This is a genomic window from Syntrophales bacterium (genome assembly GCA_030655775.1).
In the GTDB taxonomy this organism is placed as follows: domain Bacteria; phylum Desulfobacterota; class Syntrophia; order Syntrophales; family JADFWA01; genus JAUSPI01.
In genome coordinates this window covers 1-19,781 of record JAUSPI010000209.1, presented here as the reverse complement: position 1 = coordinate 19,781, position 19,781 = coordinate 1, and the positions used below count along the sequence as shown (strand labels likewise).

Here is a 19,781-nt window from a genome sequence, read left to right as displayed (position 1 = left end):
CCTATATAATGAGATCGGGCTTATTGAACAATGGATTGAGTTCGACCGCTTCGCGGATCGACTCAATCCTTATAGGTTAAACAAATCATTATTTAATCATTGATAATTGAATCTCTTTCCTATCTCCAGACTTTAATATTTCAACTTTTATACGATCACCTTTATTGAACTGACTGACACCCTTACCTCTAATAGAAAGAGATTGCTTCACTTTAATTTGATAAAACTCACCCCAGCCAGCTCTTCCATAATATATATAGCCAGTGGCCGTGGAACCATCAGGAAATGTGATTCGCATATCTTGATTTGGTAATATTTTGTGTATTCTCAAGAAATGATAAACTTCCTTCGGAATGGTAATGGGATGAGCACCATATTTCAAAAAGGACATGTTGATTGTGAAACGGAAAGATATGTGATCAAGATTTGCTATAAGTTTTTCCAGCTGTGGTTTGCTTAGCTTGTCAATCTCCTTCATTATCTCTTCAATATCCATTGCATCCCTCCAAGGTGTTTAAAGATAATAAAAATGATCACTGTGGATTTTTCAATTCATAATTTTGTCATAAATCATTGTTTAACATATATTATACTGCCCATTTACCGTATTATATCACGGCATAACTAACTTAACATTGAAAATGTACAATAAATAAGATATGTTGTCAAGAATCGATGCCATATTGAATTATATAAATACTGAAAGTGAGTTTATTATATGAAGCTGCTTGATCAAGTCCGTTATGTGATTAGAAAAAAGCATTACTCAATTCGCACAGAACAAGCATACATTAACTGGATAAAACGTTATATCTTTTTTCACAAAAAGCGTCATCCCAAGGATATGGGAGAAAAAGAAATTTCGCAATATCTTTATCATTAAAAACTGGTAGGTTATAGAGACGTATTTATCACAATGATTTATAATTGTGATCTCAATAAAGGCGGCAGGGCTGTACGCAGTCCGCTGGATATGATTTAAAAAATGGTCAGAGTAATTGTCAGACAATCTTCTTACGACTATGAGATATTGAAGCGGCATTGCTTTGATATCCTTGATCAATTCTGCGGGGATATCATCAGGAAGGACAGTTTTGTCGTTATAAAGCCGAATTTCCTTGCGGCGTTCCCGCCGGAGCGTGCCGTTGTCACCCACCCCATGATTGTGAAAAGTGCGGCGGAATATGTCCTGTCAAAGGGTGTAAGGCCGCAGATTTCGGACAGTCCCGGCACAGGTTCTTTTGAAAGGATACTCAAAGAAAGCGGTGTCAAGGATGCGCTGGAAGGACTCGATGTAGAATTTAAGGAGTTTAAACAATCCGTAAAGGTCGATATCGGTGAACCGTTCGGGCAGATTGATATGGCCGAGGATGCGATAAAGGCGGACGTCCTGATAAATCTCCCAAAGCTCAAAACCCACAGCCAGATGCTCCTCACCCTGGGAGTAAAAAACCTTTTCGGGTGTATCGCCGGTTACAGGAAGGCCGAATGGCATATGCGCACCGGTGTCGACAGGCATATGTTTGCAAGGTTGCTCTTTCAGATTTACAGGACATTGAACCCGGCCGTCACCATCGTTGACGGTATTTTGGCAATGGAAGGGGAGGGGCCGGGGAGAAGCGGTGTGCCTAAGCATCTTGGTGTGCTTGTCGGAAGTGATAACGGTGTGGCAGTCGACATGACGATATGCACGATGTTAGGGATAAAACCGGATATTCTTCTGACAAATGAAGTCTCGAAAGAGCTGGGCTTTTTCGATGGGCCGATCGAAGTGGACGGCGATCTTCCAAAAATCAGAGGCTTTTCCCTGCCGGGGATAACGCCGCTTACCATGGGTCCCGGCTGGGCGCAGCGTTTCCTCAGGCAGTATTTCCTTCAAAGACCCGAGGCCGATGAATCTCTGTGCAGATTATGCGGCAAATGCTCGGAATTCTGTCCCGCAGGGGCACTGGCCCAGAGAGGCGATACCCTCCATTTTAATTATGATAAATGCATCAGGTGTTTTTGCTGTATCGAAGTCTGCCCTCACGGCGCTCTTCATACCCGGGAACCGATAGGCGGCAAGCTGTTGAGAAAGTTCATACACAGAGGTTAATTCCTGCCGTATCGTTTCAGCTTATTTCAGTTTCGATATTAAAATTTCCTGAATGAGCTTGGGATTGGCCTTGCCTTTTGATGCCTGCATCGCCTGACCGATGAGAAAGCCCATCGCCTTTGCCGTACCAGCCTTATAATCATCGACGGCTGAAGGATTGGCTTCGAGTACCTGATCGACAAGCGCTTCAAGTTCTACGGTGTCTGAAACCTGTTTGAACCCGAACTCTTCGACGATGGTTTCCGGTGGCTTTTCACTTTCAAAAAGTTTTGACAGGACATCTTTTGCCGATTTGGCATTAACTTCATCCCGCTCCAGCAGGAAAAGGAGACCCGCGAACCGCTCCGGAGTTACCGGGGTATCCGAAAGGGTTTGACCGCGGTCCTTCAGCGCGGGGAGCAGTTGTGTCGCAATCCACTGTGCCGACGTTCGTGGCGATACATTCCGGCCTATAACCGCCTCAAAATATTCAGACAGGTCTCGTTCCGAACTCATCAAGACGGCCTCTTCGTGAGTTAGCCCGAACTCCTTTGTAAATCGCTCCACCTTTTGACCCGGCATCTCCGGGAGGCGAGAGCGTATTTCCTCCATCCATTCAGCGGAAAGTACAATCCGCGGCACTGACGGATCCGGCACACAGGGCCCTTCAAACTTTTCACGCATCGCCGAGGTAACCTGTTTTTCCGGGTCCCAAAAACGGGTATGGAGAACGATCGATTCGCCTGCATTCACAAGTTTGGCCTGCCGGCTGATTTCATATGCGATTGCATTACCCACATTGTGGATAGAATTCATATTCTTAACTTCAACTTTCGTATTTAACTCGTTGCTTCCTCTGGGACGAATTGAAATGTTTGCGTCGACACGCATGGTCCCATGTTCCATGCTGCATTCGGCGCTGCCCGCATAGCGAATCTGTGTCCGTATCGCTTTTATATATTCCATCGCTTCATAAGGGCTGCGGAGGTCCGGTTCGCTCACGATCTCTATCAATGGCGTCCCCGCCCTGTTAAAATCAACAAGGCTGATCGGTGTACGACCCTCAGTTTCATGAACGAGTTTTGCGACATCCTCTTCCATGTGAACCTGATGTATCCCGATTTTTTTTGGAAGGCCGTCCTCGCCGATGATATCCACCCAGCCGTTGATCGCCAGCGGCTTGTGAAACTGGGAAAGCTGAAAACCTTTGGGCAGGTCCGGATAGTAGTATACTTTCTGGTCAAATGCGTTTTCCGGCTGTATTTCGCAGTTCAACGCCAGGGCGGCCAGAGCGGCTTTTTCAAGGACTTTTTCGCTGAACTGAGGTATGGCACCCGGCATCCAGAGACAGATCGGGCAGGTATTCCGATTCGGTTCGTCACCGGGGTTGTTCGGGCAATCACAAAACATCTTTGTGCCGGAGTTGAGCTGAGTGTGTATTTCAAGACCGATTACCGCTTCATAATCCATGTTTATTCTCCACCTTGTAAAGAGGCCAACATAGCAGCCAGTGCCAGAAGCCGCGTATCGCCAAGCCGGGGAGCCATAAACTGCAGCCCCGGATCTGTTTCTTGACCAAACAGTGAGCCCGGAATGTGAATCGCCGGCTGCCCGGTGACATTCGCCATAAGCGTCAATGGGAAAATATCATACACCTCATTGATTGTCGTGGCTTTGTCGATAAGTGTTCCGTTTTGTCCTGCGGGAAAAATGAGCATATCCACTGCCTTGTATAATGCCTCGGTTTCTCTTTGGAGGCGGGCGCGGACACGGCAGGCATTTTCGAAAGCGGCATAGTTTTCAAATTGGAAATAGGCGCCCTGAAACAGATAGGATTTCACCAGTGAACCGAACGATTCTGCCCGGGATTTCAGGTACATCTCATTCCAGTTTTTTGAGGATTCGGTGCGGTGGCCGTAACGTACACCATCGTATTTTCCACAGCTCGATGACGCCTCAACGGAACCGATTACATTGTGAACTGCGCGAAAAAGACTAAAATCCGCCAGACTGATCTCCTCAATCATAAGGCCGGTTTCCTTGAGCCGTGAAAGGGCCGCGTTAAAAGCTTTGGACTCGGCAGATCCCAGGTGTTCGGTACATTCCCGGATTACACCGAGGGTTCCCAGGGTTGTTCGATTCTTGCCAACCTGACTGGAGTCTGGAATATCATCATCGGGCATGGATAAGTCTTTATCGTCACGGCCGGCAATAATATCCATGATAGAGGCAATTTCTCCAGGCGTTTTTGCCAGGATTCCATAACATTCCATGGATGGAATAAGGCCGATCAGGCCAAACCTCGATACGATACCGTAACTTGGCTTGAAGCCGAAAATACCTGTTGCTGAGGCAGCAACACGCGCTTCGCCCATAGTGTCTGTTACCAGAGCGATATCCACTTCTCCCGTGGCTACGGCTTGAGATGCCGTATCACCCATCAGGCCGAAACCCAGTTCACTCATACGAGTACTGCCGGTTATTATTGCGCCGGCAGATCTTGCCCGTTCAACCACGGTAGCATCCTCAAGAGCGATATAATTTTCGAGCGCGACCGACCCCGCTTCCGTTGGCCAGCCGCTCACCGACATATTGGGTTGAATGGCTATGGTTTTTCCTTCAAGCGGGCCGCCTTCTCCGATGGAAGAGGGTGATGGATCAAAGTATGTGAAAATCTCAGAGTTCATATAAAATTCCTTTTATCAATAAAGATGCTTTCGTAAAAAGTCTTTTTTTGTCACCCAAAATCATGTCCTGAACTTGTTTCAGGATCATTCAGGGTCTCTAACTTATTGAAATATTTAGATGCTGAAACAAGTGAGATCCTGAAACGAGTTCAGGACGACAAATCACACATTTTGAGACTTTTTACGAGACTGTCAATAAAAACTTCATTACGGACGTTACTTTCCGAACTTCGATGTCTATTCTAATATGCTGGCTACTTTGAAGAAATTCCCCTTCACGGCAGGGGCATTTCGGAACAATTCCCCTTTTTCAGCCAGGGGATTTATTGTCGGTTCAGAGGCTTTTCTGATTCGATTTGTTACGTTTACCACGGAAAAGAGCGGTTCTTCATCCTTTGCCTCTTTGTTTACGATCTGAGCCAGCCGGGACGCCTCTTTCAAAGCAGCGCCTATCTGATGCCGTTCATCATCATCGATACCTATCCGTGATACCCACGAGAGTACATCAATCAATTCTCGTTCCTCCTCTGCACCGGGCAGCTTCATTTCTCCTTCCAGATCGAGCAATCCAAGTTCGGCAAGTTGTTCATGCGCGACCACGGATGGCGCCATACTTAAGGGGCAATAAGCGCTCCGGTTTTTGGGAAAGGCGATCACTTCCCTGATCGATGACGTACCCAGTATCATTGATACGACGCGGTCCATACCCAGGGCGATTCCACCGTGGGGTGGAATGCCGTAATTGAATGATTTGATGAAAAATCCGAATTTTTCTTCTACGTCACTGTCCGAAAGGCCCAATGCCTGAAAAATTTTCTTCTGTAAAACCGGATCGTTAATACGAATGCTTCCTCCACCGAGTTCTTCGCCGTTAACAACCAGATCGTAAGCGCGGGAACGCAATGCGAGAAGAGATTCTCGATCCGCGGGATCGAAATCTGTCCGGTCAGGAGCCGTAAAGGGATGATGGCTCGAAGTAATACCCTCTTCGGTAATTTCAAAAAGTGGAAAATCGGTAATCCATACCGGCGAGCATGTATCTTCGGGTATAAGGGCGAGCCTGTCAGCAATGTGTAGTCGTGTTAGTCCCAGGGCAGTCGTAACTACCTCATAGGTCGGATCGGCAATCATAATTATTACGTCACCGTTTTCCGCCTTAAAGCGTTTTTTTATACCCTCTTGTTCTTCCTTGCTGAAAAACTGAACGATATTTGACTCCAGCCCTTCGTCGGTTACCCTCATCCATGTCATACCTTTTGCGCCAAATGTGGGCACTATCTGCTTTGCATATTCATTTTGCAGTACATTTTTGCTCAGTTTTTCCGACTGTCCCCGAATGTTAATGCCCTTAATGCATCCGCCGCGCTTGAGAATCTGTTTAAATATACTGTATGTTGTGTTTTCGAAAACATCGGTGGCTTCAATAAACCTCAATCCGAAGCGCAAATCGGGACGATCTGAACCGGTGGTATCAACAGCTTCCCGGTAGGTCATCTTTGGAAACGGCCTCGGGAGAGTAATGCCGCCTATTTCAAACATCCGCACGGTAAGTTCTTCCAAAAGCTCGTAGATAAACTCCTCATCGATAAACGATGCCTCAAGGTCAAGCTGTGTAAATTCCGGTTGCCGGTTGGGTCGGAGATCTTCATCCCGGAAACATCGCGCAAGCTGGTAGTAGCGCTCGAAACCGCTAACCATGAGAAGTTGTTTAAATAGCTGTGGAGATTGGGGCAACGCGTAAAAGTGCTGCGGGTGAACACGGCTGGGCACCAGATAATCACGTGCTCCTTCAGGTGTGCTCTTTGTCAGTATCGGCGTTTCAACTTCGATGAAACCCTGTTCATCAAGGTAATCTCTTACGCACTTAAAGATTTTGTGTCGTTTTATGAAATTGTCCTGCATTGAAGGGCGTCGAAGGTCAAGATAACGATACTGGAGCCTGATATCTTCCGCAACCGAGTCTAACCCCTTAACGCTGTCACCGACAATCATCGCCTTTTCCGATATTGGAAACGGCAGTGTTTCGGACCTGCTCAGTATAACGAGATCTTCTGCCATAACCTCGATTCGGCCGGTCTCAATGTTTAGATTTTCGGTGTCTTTTGATCTTTCTGTTACCCGACCTTTAACAGTAACGCAATATTCATTTCTCAGTGAATTGGCACGGTCACAAATATCAGGAGATGCAAATTCAGGACTGAATACCACCTGTACAATACCGCTCCTGTCCCGCAGGTGAATAAAGAGAACTTCCCCGTGGTCTCTCAGCGCGTCCACCCAACCCGCTAACTGAACTTTGGATCCTGCATCGGAAAGGTTGAGCTGACCGCAATTTGATCGTTCTCTATACAGCATAACTTACCTATCCTTCCTTCAAAATATAAAGACCAGAATCGATTATCAAACCTTAACATTAGTTTCAAGTTAAATGATAGGGAGCAGATTTGTTTTTTATGCATAAAAAACCGCATTATTGACTCACGACAATCTTTAAGGCATACTGAAAATCATAATGATAGTTTATGGGGACAGATTTGAAATCTGTCCCCATGAAAAGGTGTTAAGTCATGCAGACGAAGAAGTCATTTTTTAGACGGCATACCGGAAAAATTTTGTCTATTTTTGTTGTCTTAACTTTCTTTGTCCCATTCTTTATTTATGCAGATGATTTAATCACCGTTATTGCCGATGGTCAGGCAGTGCTTGGTGAAGATACAACGCCTGCGTGGGCAAGGTCCCTTGCATTGAACAATGCGAGAAGGGCTGCTATTGAAAAGGCGTCAGGCGTTAAGGTTCACGGCCTGAGTGTTGTATATAATTATCAGCTTATCAGTGACCTGATTTCGGCTTTTTCGAAGGGCCTGATCGTAAAAGAGGAAGTCCTGATGGACGACCTCAAGGCAGACGGTAAAAATGTTACCTATTTCATAAGGATTAAAGCCCACGTAAAACCATTAGAACACAAAAAGCCGGGGAGCTTCAGAATTGTTAAGGCAGAAGTCTTTAGAGCCGGTGAAACCTCTAACACAAAAAACCCTGTTTTCCAGAACAATGACGAAATACAGATAAGGGTGGGTGTAAATTCCGACCTGTTCCTGAATATTTTCAGTGTCAGTCAGGATGGACGGATTACGAAACTTCTTCCCAATAGATATTTTAAGAATGACAGGGCATCTACCGACAGAGATTTTATTTTCCCCGATGACATCCAGAGAGTAACCGGACTGAAACTGAGAGTCCATTCCCCGAAAAGCCTCTCAAGTGCACTCGAAACAATCCTTATTGTAGCAACAAAAGAAAAAGTGGAGCTCCTTTCCAATAGTAAACAGGCAGAAAATACTATAACAGACCTTATGTATGAACTGTCCGAGCTTGATCAATCCCTCTGGGTGGATAAGACAATCGGTTATGAAGTTAGAAGATAAGTAACTGCTCAGGTATGAGTAGTTACGAGGCACAAAGTACCAAAGGTACTAAGGCACAGAGAAATAAACGGTGAGATACCGGGAGAGAGAAATGGCAACAAAAAAAACAGGAAAACTTGTCACCTTCATCCTCATTGTTTTTTTTCTGACCGGTTGTGCTTCGGTAGATATAACGGTTAAAGAAGTGATGCTTCGTGAACACCAGGCATATGCTCCTCTAAAAGACGATGATGCGAAGGGGAAATTGCTGGTCAAGCTCTTTCATCTGCTGAAAAAAAACAAAAATAAGGAGCTTAAATTATTTGAGACCGACCCTGGCAACAAAAAAGCAAAGGAGAGTGGGATACGATGGTTTGTTCAGGGAGGCCCATTCCCTGCACTTTGTAAGCAGAGTTCTATAATATTCACCGATGTGCTCTACATTGATCGTGAAAATATGGAGATAAAATGCAAGGTGAAAAGTAAGATGACGTTTCTTTTCATTCCCCTCATGAACCCCGAGACAGAGGCCGTCTTATCGATAAAATCCGTCAATGAGATTAAATTGACTTACTCCGGCCTTTACTCCTGGCTAATTATCGGTACCGGTATTTTTAAATTCGAGTGGCTTATCGATTATATAGATTTCGACAATAATGCCATCGGAGCCCATTATGCAGTAGGCGGAGGAGGCCCGACAAGTGCGGGTGGCGGCAAAGGGTACCTGCTCGTAAAGTTCAAAGAGAAAGCCGATGAGGGGCTTGTTGTGGCAAAGGCCGTTCAGCCGGAAATTAAAGAAGAGGAAAAGCCGGCCGTAATTCCAGAAGAGCAGGAAGAGGAGCAGACGCCTGCGCTTACCGCCAGCATATCTTTCAATGAAGCCTCCGGCAACAAGGTTATTGACGGCGGAGAAAAAGTTGGTTTAACGGTAGAAATTGAAAACAAAGGTAACGGTACGGCAAAGGATGTACAGGTTATCCTGTCGGGCAGTCAGGCACTCGTAAATTATCTTGGTGAGAAAAAATTTGCAGGCAACATCAAACCCGGTGAAAAAAAGAGGGTTCAATTTGAGACCGTTGTACCGGTGGACGTGCCGGCCGAAACGGCATTGATAAAGATAGAAATTAAAGAGAAAAGCGGTGTCTCACCGTATGAGCAGAAAACGTTGAAGGTGGCCATGAGGCCTGCGGAGAAGAAAGAGACTGTTGAGGTAATATCGGATCTCCCGCACCTTGTCTATACGACGCAGCTCAAGGATCAGAATGACAACCGCATACTCGATGGCGGCGAGACAGTTGTTCTAACGGTGAAAATCGAAAACAGAGGCGGGGGTGCGGCAAAGGATGTTAGTGTGCTTCTTTCGGGTAATCCGACCCTTGTCGGTTATTTAGGGAAAAAGAAATTTGTCGGAGACATAAAGGCGGGCGAAAAGAAGACGGCTCAATTTACGGCCGTTTTACCCCCCGAGGTCCCGGCAGAAACGGCCAAAATTACAGTAGAAATAGAAGAAAAGGGTAGCTCGTCTTCCAAAAGAAAGACGTTGATGGTGGCCATGAGACCTGCGGAGCTGAAAGAGACTGTTGAGATTATATCGGAGCTCCCATACCTTGTATATACGACGCGGCTCAAAGATCAAAATAACAACCGCATACTCGATGGCGGCGAGACGGTTGTTCTGAGGGTGGAGATTCAAAACAAAGGTGAAGAAGTGGCAAAGGATGTTCAGGTACTTCTTTCAGGTAATCCAACACTTGTAAGTTGTCTTGGTGAGAAAAAAAATGTTGGAGACCTCAAAGCAGGTGAAAAGAAAACGGTTGTATTTAAGGCTGTTTTGCCTGCACAGATACCGTCAGAAACGGCAAAACTTACCGTGCAAATAGAAGAGAGCGTGGGGTTCTCGCCTTCTGAAAGAAAAACTTTGAGGGTGGCCATGAGACCGGTTAAAGTGGCAGAAACGGTAGAGGTCATCTCCGAAGTGAGTGTCGACGATCTGCCGGCAAAGACGAAAAATTATAAAATGAGCGATAACTTTGCCCTCGTCATCGGGATTAGCAAATATCGGGAGAAGATCATTCCTTCAATCAAGTATGCGGGGAGAGATGCCGAAGTTACGGCGAAATACCTTGAAAATTTAGGCGGGATTCCCCGATCAAATATCAAGTTATTAACGGATGATACAGCGACAAAAAGCGACCTGGTGGCTTACTCGGAGGAATGGCTTTCCAGGAGGGTGAAGAAAAACTCTACTGTGTACATCTTTTACGCGGGTCATGGTGCGCCGGATCCGCAAGGCAAAGAAGCTTATATTGTTCCTTATGAAGGACATCCCGACTTTCCGTCGAAACTTTATCCGTTGAATAAAATGTATGAATCGCTGAACAGACTTCCCGCTAAAAACGTAATTGTCATGCTGGATAGTTGTTTTTCGGGTGTGCAGGGCAGAAGCGTTACAAGTAAAGGGACAAGGCCGATCAGTATATCCATCGAGAATCCGGTATTGTCCGGTGGGAATATCACTGTCATTGCCGGCGCTACGGGTAACCAGATGAGTTCCGATTATGATAGGGTTGAGCACGGGCTGTTCACATACTATCTATTGAGGGGAATGAGGGGAGAGGCGGACAAAAACGCAAATGGAGTGGTAGAGCTGGGAGAACTTTATGACTATGTAAGGACGAATGTATCGGAGAAGGCTTCCTTAGAGCTAAACAGAGACCAGACACCCGTTTTGCTTCCTTCCGAAGAGAGTGCGGGAGATAAATTGAAAATACCGGTTGCCAAATACAGATAAGACGAGAGCTTTGCAAAACGCCCCCCTTCTGTCATTCCCACGAAAGTGGGAATCCATAACAAGTTTAAAATGCTTGTCCTCGACCTGATCGGGGACTGGATTCCCGTTTGCACGGGAATGACCATTCAGGCTATTTATGGCAAAATTCAAAACTAAAGATAAATAACGATTAGCCGTGTTCCGGTTCGGTATAGAATTGTATGTGCCAGCGTTCAAAATCGCGTGTATTGCTGTTCCTTTTCCACTTCCTCAAGGGAGTTCCCATCATATCGTATCACCTTAGGCAGGGGTTTAATGAACGATTGCCTCAATGAATAAGTATAGGCACCCTGATCCGGAATAACGAGAATGTCACCTGTATCAATTCCATTACCGAAAACTGATGTTCCCCAGATGTCATAGGGTGCACAGAGAGAACCGAAAATTTTCAGAGGAACCTCCTTTAAAGAAGGTTTTGTGAGGTTAATGACAGGAACGAACTCGGTCAAAGGGCGTTCCCATCCTAAGAGATTTATGCCGCCGTCAGTAATTACTGTTCGAGCGTCCTTCTTGTCGATTACCTTGAGCAGGATATGCATGGCGGGGGTTGATATCCACCTGCCGGGCTCCATCCATATCTCGAGGTCAGATAAAGGGGGCCCTTGGAGTGAAAGCGCTGCGGCAATTTCACTTGCGAAACAGTCAAGCGGTCTGGACTTGCGACAGTAATGTCTTGATCTGAATCGGGCGCCTGGTTCGAGAAGTTGAATAAGCTTTCCTTTGATGGTGTTTTGCGGGTTTAGCCATTCACCCTGTTCGGGCCAGAAGCCCCCCCCGATATCAAGAAATCTGAAAGATTGCCATAAGCTCGCTGGTACATGCCGGCGGATATAGGAACCTATTTCGTTTATCATTCTGATTTGTGCAGTCGGATCAAGATTCCAACTGGCATGGAACTGGATACCACAGGGTTCCACCCCTTCCACCGCCATGGATTTTCTTAACATCTCGGCCAGATTTTTGATGGGAATTCCAAACTTGTCCCATTCCCCCTTATGATCGCTGCGGACACGTATTCCCACTTTCAGGGTGTCACGCATACCCCTTTCCCGTTTCATGAGTTTTGAGAGTCTTTGCAGTTCGCCCATGCTGTCCAGAAGCAGGGTTACCCTTTTTCGATTTTGAATAGCGAGCATGAGTTCTCCATCGGTCTTTCCGGGCCCGCTAAAGATGATATCCCGGCAATCCATGGAGAGTGCCAGGGAAAGCTCGAACCCGCTTGACACGTCAATGCCCATGCCCGCGGCCAGAACATGACTGCAAATCCCATCAAAGGAGTTGCTCTTCAGGGCATAGAATGCGCGGTATCTATCAAAGTGCTTTGAGAAAGCTGAGTGAAACCCTGCTATTTGCGAAGAGAGAGATGGCTCGTCGAAAAAATACTGGGGGGTTCCAAATCGTGAAGCGCTGTCCAGAAGAATTTCTCTTTTATCCAATATGGAATTCAGGTACTGATGAAGAACCGTTTTGGGAAGAACCTTTTCGCGGCTCTTTAGCGCTCTGATGAAAAGAGGAACCAGTCTCGATATGGTCTCTTTGTACCTTTTTGAAACAGATAGTTGATCAGGCTTGCTGGTATTTTTCCGGTTAGCTTCGTGCATGCTTTCTTATCATTTCTTTTGTTAGGTTTATGACTGCTTATCGTTCTTGATGGAGATCCTGAGAGACTTGTTAAGTTGATGGTATATAGAGATCAGATTGCTGCCTGATTCAGGAGAAATAACACAGTATCCCAGAAGTCTGTTGTCGTAGTCATCAGGGGGAAGGATTATTTTGTCCCCCACTTTTTTCTTGAGGAATACCGCCTTGACCCATGGAAGGGAGAGAATCCGGGATGGATCAAGACAGGTAATTACGCCTTCCCCGGGAGCGTAAAGATTTATGCTCGCAAATGATTCAGGCGGCATGTCTGATGTTTCTAACGGGCTATATTTGCCGGAAACGATGTCGAGATATGTTCCAAGAAGATCATTTCCTGTGGCGATTTCCACAAGATCGGGGATGGAATCACCGCCCGGCCTTGGCGTCAATTCTATAATAACCGGGTGCCCGCTGTCAGTGATGATAAAATCCGCCATGAAATAACCCCAGGTAAAACCCAGGGAAGTTGAGGCATCTTTCAGCATATTATGGAGGTCTTTCAGAACGAAACCTTCCGGATATAAAGGGGGAAATGTATACGCGAGGATTGAGCCGAATGTCTGGTCAGGAGCCTTTACCTTTCCCGTTTCCCTTAAGATTACTGTTTGTCCGTTCCGAAGTATAAAATCGCAGCTGAATTCAGGTCCGGAGATGAACTCTTCAACGATCCATGAACTGCATGGGTCGATGAGATTTACCCCGGAATTAACAGAAATCGCCCTGAAAAGAGGTTTTAACCTCCGTTTGGGAAGTTCCTCCTTCATAGCCCGGACTGCTCTTATTATTTCTTCTTCATCCTTGCAGTGGAACAGAAGCTCACCCCCACTTCCGGAAACCGGTTTCAACACGATATCCTTCTTGATACAGTGAAAGAATTCCAGAGTTTCCTCCAATTCCGAAGCGAGAGCGGCATGCGGGGAGGGAAGCCCGGCGTCTTTCCATATTCTTCTTGATTCGAACTTGTTCCTCGTTTTGGCGACAGCGTGCGGTGCAGGAAACGGCACTTTTAAATGAAGAGCCAGCTTGCTTGCCGCAATCAGAGACTCGCAGTCAAAGCAGGCGATACCCCGGGGAGAAAGCTTGTTGATGGACAGATATTGACAAACTGATTGCAGGGTCTCTGCAAAATTTTCAAGGGAGGCGAAGAGGAGAGCAGATTCCTCGATTGTTCTAAGAAGAGAATCCGTCTGGAAGCTGGTGTCAGCAATAAAGACTGTATCTTCAGGATATTTTCTGTGAATCTTTAACACATAGTCCGGTGTGGTTCCAACCACAAGTACTGGATCGCGCCTCATGAAAATCTCTTTCCCTGGTTGTTATGTGAAGCTCCCCGCCAGCAAGGCGGGGAGCTTCCCGGCAAGGCAATCGAAGATTCATGAGCCGAATACGAATCAATCGCAGTTTCATGAGCCCAAGGCGAATCATCGGAGATAGTGAGCTGTTGCGAACAATATGTTTGCTTTATATTGTGCCCCTTAGGAGTGTGCTCCCGGTCAAGCATAACTTTGTTCTCTGCTAATAAGGTTGGTGGAATCATTCACCAACAATGCGTGATCGAATTGATCTTTTTGAGTTAATGCAGGGGTTACAAACTTATAGAGCGGTTCAGGATCAAGGTGCCAGAGTTTCTTCCAGTGGAAATCCCCGCAAAGGAAATCAACCTTTAAAAAACCTTCATTGCAGGCGGATTCAATATGGTACATATTTATGGCCTTGGCTATGCCTGGAATCTCACGGTCGGCTCCACCAAGAAACACCGTGTATGTCCCTTGATATAATGCGCCTATATCGACGGCCGCCGTTTTTCCGTCTATTTCAAGGCTTGTCATCCTGAGCCAGCCCCTGCGGTGCAGAAAATGCATTATATCTCTGAAGCTTTCTCTGAATCGATAATCGTACAGGTATGAATCCGATCCAAATTTTTGTATGTTCATGTCTACGAGCAGGTCGAAATCTTCTAACCGGTTAAGGCAAAAAGAATTATCAACGCCCGTCAGAGATTTGATCGTCTTGTTGATGTCCTTAAATTTCTTGTTTGAGAACCTCTTGCGATAAATTGTTATGTCAAAATCCAGATTGGACGGATAGAGAGCATACCCTGTTTCATCAACATCCAGCGCGGGGATCAGAAACTCTTCCGGGATCTCCATATATCTTAGATATGTCCTCTCAGGGCAGAAGGAAAAAAGTTCCGGGAGGAATTCTTGTTCTCTTAAATAAACAGGAGTGCGCTCGATCCAGGTCTTTCCTTTCCATGTCTCCCCCGGGAAAAAAACGAACATTTCCATCTCTTTCATATAAGAAAGTGGCAACATACCGGCTATCCCCTCTCCGTCCTCCAGAACCAGAAAGCAGGGTTTGCAATTGAAATGCCGTTGAAAACAGAGACGAAATTCCCACAAGTCTGATATGTTCCTTGGCCGGACAAAGGTTTTCCACAATCTCTCGCATTCCCCCATGTCTGTTATAAATTTTCTTTGCATCATTTTGTGCTTCCTGCTTTGCCGGCGCCCCTGTTGTTATTTAAGATTTTGGGGGTTACTGACGGGTAACCACATTAAGATTGGTTCTCTCAGCCTTAAAGAAATTTTTTGCGAATTCAACGACCATCTCGGGTTCGTAAGGTTTGCAGCTAAAAACATCGAGATAGGTTGTGTTGGTATGATTGGCAAAATGTGCTGAGATAAGAGAGGTTTCTATGAGCTGAACCATAGAGTATCCCGCAACCCGTTCATCCTCGCCGAAATGAACCACCTGGGTTTCGCCAAAGCGTTTCATTTTAATCAGATCACAAAGCTCTTCCACAAACTGTTTAATTTTTTTGTCGTTCCGAATGGTTTCCGGGTTGCAGTTGTATAAATCTATACACGAGATCATGCCCCATGGCTGCTCTGTCTCCATCTTCTTGGCATCTTTGCTCATTTTTTGTTAATATCTCCTTTCAAACAGTTAGTGACTTCAATTATCATCAATTATGAATACCTTGGTTCGGTTACATCTGATCCCGAAAGACCAAGACCAGGGATATCGATCCCGGGAGGTTTAGATGCTCCATTTGCATTCTAATATGAATTAAAATGAAGTAGAATTTATCAAGATGCTGCACCCTTGACCTTTGAATGGCTACCGTGCTGGAAATTTCTAAGCATAATTAAAGTCCTGCGACCGAAGCCCATAGTTTGAACAAACGGATGGAACAGTATACGAAAATAATGGTTCTTATCTTTATGCACTATGGGGAAGGTAGGAGTATTAGCAAATTTAACTTCCTCAACAGTATAAACAGCCTTGGGATTAAATTTCTTTATGATTTCAACAACTGTTTTACATTCTCTGCGTTTGATAATCGTAAAAATGACAGCTACAGGTCCATAAGCGCCGTCGGCTTTCATATTGGTGACTCCATAACCCGCAGATTTTAAAAATGCGATTAAATCGTCAGCACTCTTTTTTGTGATTATTCGCAGCATTACAATTCCCAGTGATAATTTTTCTTCAATATAAATCCCGACATAATTGCCAACGGCAAAACCTGTGGCATATGCAATATAATTTGCAAAGTTTGTCAGGTTCTGCAAAATTTGTCCGATAGCAAAAAGCCAGATCATGACCTCAAAAAAACCGAATCCGGCTGCAAGATATTTCATGCCTTTTGAAACGGCTATTGTTCGAATCGTTCCCAGAGTGACATCACAAATACGAGCCAGACAAATAAGAGCGGGAATAATAAAATAATTAAGAAGAACTGGACTTTCGAAAAATTCATTGACCATGATCAATAATTGAACTCCTTTGAAAGTATGCAAACGCCCGGTCGTACAGCTGACAACTGAACGCTCGCAGTGAAAAATTCCTTCCATTAATCAAATGTTAACAATTTTATGAAAATGCCAGAATGCCCCGCCTTTTTTAGACGGAATGAAAGACCCTCTGGTGTTTTTCGTACTTTGGGGTGTTATGTTCCAAAACCACAAACCTCATCTATATATAATAGTGAGGCCCCGGGGCGGGGCCTCACTATTATGCCTCATGCTTACGCAGGAATAAATTCTTTTTATTGCTATGCTTTCCTGCTATACCTTGCAAATCGACCGCTTTGAATTTCTTTTTCCGACATGCAGAGCAGCGCTTTGGTTTGTCAAAACCCCTTTTCATAAAATCTTCCTGTTCAGAAACAGTAAAAACAAATGATCTGCCACACTGAATACACGGAATAATCTTTTCTTTCATTCTAATTTAAAACCGAGACTTGAATCACCTGATACGGCCTGAACATCAAATGGCTTTCATTTTTGGAGAAGTGAAATCCACTCCCCATTTTTTAATGTTACTCTGATTGTATTTCATATGATTTAACAGTGATGGTTCTGTTGCCGTCCTTGTCCTCACCAACAATGCCCGTCACCTTTACGTTTTTATCCAAGAGTGTCAGCAACTGTTTTCCAATGGAATTATCAGAAACATCATAATACCCGTCGGCCGTATCTATGGAAACGGCGACAACCTTATCTTTGTCATCAAAGTCAAGAGCCACTACCGTTCCTGTAATCGTGACTTCCTCAGCGTTAGCCTTAAACGCAGTTACACTCATAACAAAAGTGATTAACAAAACAAAAATCACTGCCGATAATAACTTTCTTTTCATTTCCTGTTTCCTCCGTCTTAAATGTTAAATCTTGAGTTAAAATAATTAGAAATTACAACTGGAACCTGGGGTAATTTCGCCAAGTAAAATTGTTCGCCCCCTTCCTCTATTTCATATTAAACCATATTCATTTACTTCGATGATAAAATTACCGTCCTCGTCCTCTCTCACAGAGCCCGTAACTTCTACTTCCTCTTCAATGAAGTCCAGCAACTCCTTCCCTTTTTTGGTTTGATCAACAAAGTATTCCTCCTCCTCCGAAGTTTGTATAGCAACCCTTGTGACATCGTCATAATCATCCCAATCTATCGGGATGATAATACCGGCAATTGTACTTTCAGCACCCTTTTTCTCTTTCACCTTGATTACCTCTCCTGCAGGAATTTTTTTAATAGGATCGAGCCCTGCATTCTGCAGTGTGTCAAGACAATAAGCAACAGATATGCCATATTTATAACTTATTGATATTTAAGGAGTTGTGCAATTAATTGCAGATAATTATCGGAACTGATAGTTCCGGTATGAGCATTTAATATATGTCTTGATTCTTCTTGAGAAACAGTTGAAAGGGCTTGAAGGCTTTAAATAAAAGGGGAATCATTAAGGGAACTTTAAGTTCCGGTTTTTACAATTAATCGGAACCTGTTGTTCCGATTAATTGTCATACGTGCAGGGTCTTGAAGTCTTCTTTTCTGATACCGTATTTGGTCATAAGTTTGTGCAATTGGCGAGTGCTCACTCCGGCTGCATCTGCCGATTTTTGGATATTACCTTTATGAAAAGCAAGGAGTCTTTTTAAATAGTTTCTTTCTGCAGTCTCGACAGTCTGCCGTCTCATTTCGGATAGATGAGGCAATGAACCTGAGAAAAGTTCGGGATTCGAAGTGTCTGATGTGAAAAGCTCGTCTGGGAAGTTATCGGGTCCAAGCACTGAAGAGTTTTCAAGAATATACGCACGTTCCATAAGGTTTTCCAGTTCGCGGATATTGCCCGGCCATGAGTATCGTTCAAAAGCTTCCAGAACATACGGATGTATTTCGTGAATCTTCTTCTGGTATGTTTCGTTCAACTTTCTTAAGAAAAACTCTGCAAGATGTGGTATGTCTTCAATTCTTTCGCTAAAGGGTGGAATGTCAACTGGAAACACATTTAAACGATAATATAGATCCTTTCTGAACACACCGTCCTCAACCAGTTGTTTTAAATCGACATTGGTTGCGGCGATAATTCGCACATCTGCTTCCATGCTTATTTCCCCTCCAACCCTCTGAAAAGTTTTGTCCTGCAATACCTCTAAAAACTTGATCTGTGCAGAGGGCGTCATAGTCCCTATCTCATCCAGAAAGATTGTGCCACCTTGAGCGATCTCAAACTTACCCAGTTTCCTTCGGTCAGCACCGGTAAAAGCCCCTTTTTCATGACCAAACAGCTCACTTTCCAGAAGGGTGTCGGGAATTGCGCCACAATGTACGGTAATAAATTGGGCTTTCGCCCTATTACTGTGGCGATGTATGAGTTTTGCCAGCAAACCTTTACCTGTTCCTGTTTCCCCTGTTAACAAAACAGTTGTTTTTGTTAGTGCTACAGAACGAACCCTTTCAAAGACTTTTCTCATCGCCGGACTATTGGTTTTGACAACTTCAAGTGAATCCATCTGCCAGAATTTGTCACGAAGATAATCCAGCTCCGATTGCATTATTCTGGATTCATAGGTGCTTTCGGTTACAAAATTAAGTTCATCTATATCAACGGGATACGTAAAATAATTGCTTGCTCCGGCTTTGACGGCCATAACGGCCTCTCGGATCATTTCTTGAGATGACATAACAATAATTTCAATATTGGGAAATATATGCCAGAAGGGTTGAAAGGCGTCTTTATAATTGATGCGTCCGTTAACAGAAGCTGATCCGGATTGAAGGAGTTCTACGTCAATAAAGAGAATTTCGTAACGCTTTTTTACGAACAGATCCAGGCAAGATTCCCTGGTAGTCGCTACATCAACTTTATATTCTAACCGAAAGCAGTCTTTAATTGACTCGCAAGCCATCCGGTTCTTGGAAGCAACAATAATGGATTCCATTTAATCCTCACCTGTGTGACATAATAAACACTAAGCACTTTGACCGGGAGTGCACCCGCAAGCCCGCACTGTGGGCGGGGAGCTTCACTTAAGGTTTATCTGAAAAAGAGGCATTATAAAGCCATGTTTTTAACTCATAGTCAATATTTTTATTGTTCTTGTCAGAAGCACGTAATCTGTCCGGAGTTGTAGCACGTAATCTGTCCGGTTTATAATGGGTCACCAGGAGGGTGGCCAATGAGAAGGACAGAGTTGTTACAGGAGATTCGGATTATGCGATTTGAAGAGGCTTATGGTGTATGGACAGAAGGTCGATTGAACCAGGAAGAAGCAGCTCGGATATTGGGAGTATGCACACGGACATTTCGGCGTTACATTGATCGTTATGAGGAAAGCGGTATAGAAGGATTATTGGAC

Annotated in this window: 16 protein-coding genes; 4 read left to right on the top strand and 12 right to left on the bottom strand. The window is 44.7% G+C overall.

Translation table 11 applies throughout. The annotated features are described in order from the left end of the window. Window positions 1-88: 88 nt before the first annotated feature. A complete protein-coding gene (locus Q7J27_11155) occupies window positions 89-496 on the bottom strand; it encodes a hypothetical protein (protein MDO9529700.1) in 408 nt (135 codons plus the stop codon). A 489-nt stretch (window positions 497-985) separates the two neighbouring features. Here Q7J27_11155 and Q7J27_11150 point away from each other — a divergent pair, with 489 nt between their 5' ends. After that, window positions 986-2,095, top strand: coding sequence for a DUF362 domain-containing protein (locus Q7J27_11150; GenBank protein MDO9529699.1), 1,110 nt, complete (start codon window positions 986-988; stop codon window positions 2,093-2,095). A 21-nt stretch (window positions 2,096-2,116) separates the two neighbouring features. Here the strand turns inward: Q7J27_11150 and gatB are convergent, their stop codons facing one another. From gatB to aspS, 3 genes are all read right to left on the bottom strand, one after another. Continuing rightward, the gene (gene gatB / locus Q7J27_11145) at window positions 2,117-3,544 is read right to left on the bottom strand and encodes an Asp-tRNA(Asn)/Glu-tRNA(Gln) amidotransferase subunit GatB (protein ID MDO9529698.1); all 1,428 of its coding nucleotides are present in this window, start codon (window positions 3,542-3,544) and stop codon (window positions 2,117-2,119) included. A gap of 2 nt (window positions 3,545-3,546) precedes the next feature. Next, window positions 3,547-4,761, bottom strand: a complete 1,215-nt coding sequence (locus Q7J27_11140) for an amidase family protein (protein ID MDO9529697.1) — start codon at window positions 4,759-4,761, stop codon at window positions 3,547-3,549. Window positions 4,762-4,998: 237 nt separating this feature from the next. Continuing rightward, entirely contained in the window at window positions 4,999-7,116 is a 2,118-nt protein-coding gene (gene aspS, locus Q7J27_11135; GenBank protein ID MDO9529696.1) for an aspartate--tRNA ligase, read from the bottom strand. 212 nt (window positions 7,117-7,328) lie between these two features. Between aspS and Q7J27_11130 the strand changes: the two genes are divergently transcribed. Both Q7J27_11130 and Q7J27_11125 read left to right on the top strand, forming a co-directional pair. Beyond that, window positions 7,329-8,186 (top strand): DUF4384 domain-containing protein, encoded by an 858-nt coding sequence (locus tag Q7J27_11130; GenBank protein MDO9529695.1) that lies wholly within the window; start codon window positions 7,329-7,331, stop codon window positions 8,184-8,186. Window positions 8,187-8,277: 91 nt separating this feature from the next. Further along, window positions 8,278-10,956 (top strand): caspase family protein, encoded by a 2,679-nt coding sequence (locus tag Q7J27_11125; protein MDO9529694.1) that lies wholly within the window; start codon window positions 8,278-8,280, stop codon window positions 10,954-10,956. 212 nt (window positions 10,957-11,168) lie between these two features. On the opposite strand, the gene Q7J27_11120 is transcribed toward Q7J27_11125, so the two are convergent. From Q7J27_11120 to Q7J27_11085, 8 genes are all read right to left on the bottom strand, one after another. Continuing rightward, window positions 11,169-12,596, bottom strand: a complete 1,428-nt coding sequence (locus Q7J27_11120; GenBank protein ID MDO9529693.1) for a hypothetical protein — start codon at window positions 12,594-12,596, stop codon at window positions 11,169-11,171. A 27-nt stretch (window positions 12,597-12,623) separates the two neighbouring features. Beyond that, complete coding sequence (locus Q7J27_11115; protein ID MDO9529692.1) at window positions 12,624-13,931, bottom strand: ATP-grasp domain-containing protein; 1,308 nt, start codon at window positions 13,929-13,931, stop codon at window positions 12,624-12,626. Between the two features lie 198 nt (window positions 13,932-14,129). Further along, window positions 14,130-15,122, bottom strand: coding sequence for a GNAT family N-acetyltransferase (locus tag Q7J27_11110; GenBank protein ID MDO9529691.1), 993 nt, complete (start codon window positions 15,120-15,122; stop codon window positions 14,130-14,132). A gap of 52 nt (window positions 15,123-15,174) precedes the next feature. Continuing rightward, on the bottom strand, window positions 15,175-15,558 hold the full coding sequence (locus Q7J27_11105) for an S-adenosylmethionine decarboxylase (protein MDO9529690.1): 384 nt from the start codon (window positions 15,556-15,558) through the stop codon (window positions 15,175-15,177). 170 nt (window positions 15,559-15,728) lie between these two features. Then, on the bottom strand, window positions 15,729-16,496 hold the full coding sequence (locus tag Q7J27_11100; GenBank protein ID MDO9529689.1) for a DUF2179 domain-containing protein: 768 nt from the start codon (window positions 16,494-16,496) through the stop codon (window positions 15,729-15,731). 467 nt (window positions 16,497-16,963) lie between these two features. Beyond that, window positions 16,964-17,281: a hypothetical protein gene (locus tag Q7J27_11095; protein MDO9529688.1), complete on the bottom strand. Its 318-nt coding sequence runs from the start codon at window positions 17,279-17,281 to the stop codon at window positions 16,964-16,966. Window positions 17,282-17,392: 111 nt separating this feature from the next. Next, on the bottom strand, window positions 17,393-17,641 hold the full coding sequence (locus Q7J27_11090) for a hypothetical protein (GenBank protein MDO9529687.1): 249 nt from the start codon (window positions 17,639-17,641) through the stop codon (window positions 17,393-17,395). A gap of 301 nt (window positions 17,642-17,942) precedes the next feature. Next, window positions 17,943-19,364, bottom strand: a complete 1,422-nt coding sequence (locus tag Q7J27_11085) for a sigma-54 dependent transcriptional regulator (GenBank protein MDO9529686.1) — start codon at window positions 19,362-19,364, stop codon at window positions 17,943-17,945. A gap of 237 nt (window positions 19,365-19,601) precedes the next feature. Here Q7J27_11085 and Q7J27_11080 point away from each other — a divergent pair. After that, window positions 19,602-19,781: helix-turn-helix domain-containing protein (locus Q7J27_11080; protein MDO9529685.1), on the top strand; the 180-nt coding region annotated here is incomplete at its 3' end.

Coding starts and splice junctions, on each gene's coding strand:
- Q7J27_11120 (MDO9529693.1), bottom strand. CDS start 12,596: ATGCACGAAGCTAACCGGAAAAATACCAGCAAGCCTGATCAACTATCT.
- Q7J27_11105 (MDO9529690.1), bottom strand. CDS start 15,558: ATGAGCAAAGATGCCAAGAAGATGGAGACAGAGCAGCCATGGGGCATG.
- Q7J27_11110 (MDO9529691.1), bottom strand. CDS start 15,122: ATGATGCAAAGAAAATTTATAACAGACATGGGGGAATGCGAGAGATTG.
- Q7J27_11115 (MDO9529692.1), bottom strand. CDS start 13,931: ATGAGGCGCGATCCAGTACTTGTGGTTGGAACCACACCGGACTATGTG.
- Q7J27_11095 (MDO9529688.1), bottom strand. CDS start 17,281: ATGAAAAGAAAGTTATTATCGGCAGTGATTTTTGTTTTGTTAATCACT.
- Q7J27_11150 (MDO9529699.1), top strand. CDS start 986: ATGGTCAGAGTAATTGTCAGACAATCTTCTTACGACTATGAGATATTG.
- Q7J27_11130 (MDO9529695.1), top strand. CDS start 7,329: ATGCAGACGAAGAAGTCATTTTTTAGACGGCATACCGGAAAAATTTTG.
- Q7J27_11140 (MDO9529697.1), bottom strand. CDS start 4,761: ATGAACTCTGAGATTTTCACATACTTTGATCCATCACCCTCTTCCATC.
- aspS (MDO9529696.1), bottom strand. CDS start 7,116: ATGCTGTATAGAGAACGATCAAATTGCGGTCAGCTCAACCTTTCCGAT.
- Q7J27_11125 (MDO9529694.1), top strand. CDS start 8,278: ATGGCAACAAAAAAAACAGGAAAACTTGTCACCTTCATCCTCATTGTT.
- Q7J27_11085 (MDO9529686.1), bottom strand. CDS start 19,364: ATGGAATCCATTATTGTTGCTTCCAAGAACCGGATGGCTTGCGAGTCA.
- gatB (MDO9529698.1), bottom strand. CDS start 3,544: ATGGATTATGAAGCGGTAATCGGTCTTGAAATACACACTCAGCTCAAC.
- Q7J27_11100 (MDO9529689.1), bottom strand. CDS start 16,496: ATGGAAGGAATTTTTCACTGCGAGCGTTCAGTTGTCAGCTGTACGACC.
- Q7J27_11155 (MDO9529700.1), bottom strand. CDS start 496: ATGGATATTGAAGAGATAATGAAGGAGATTGACAAGCTAAGCAAACCA.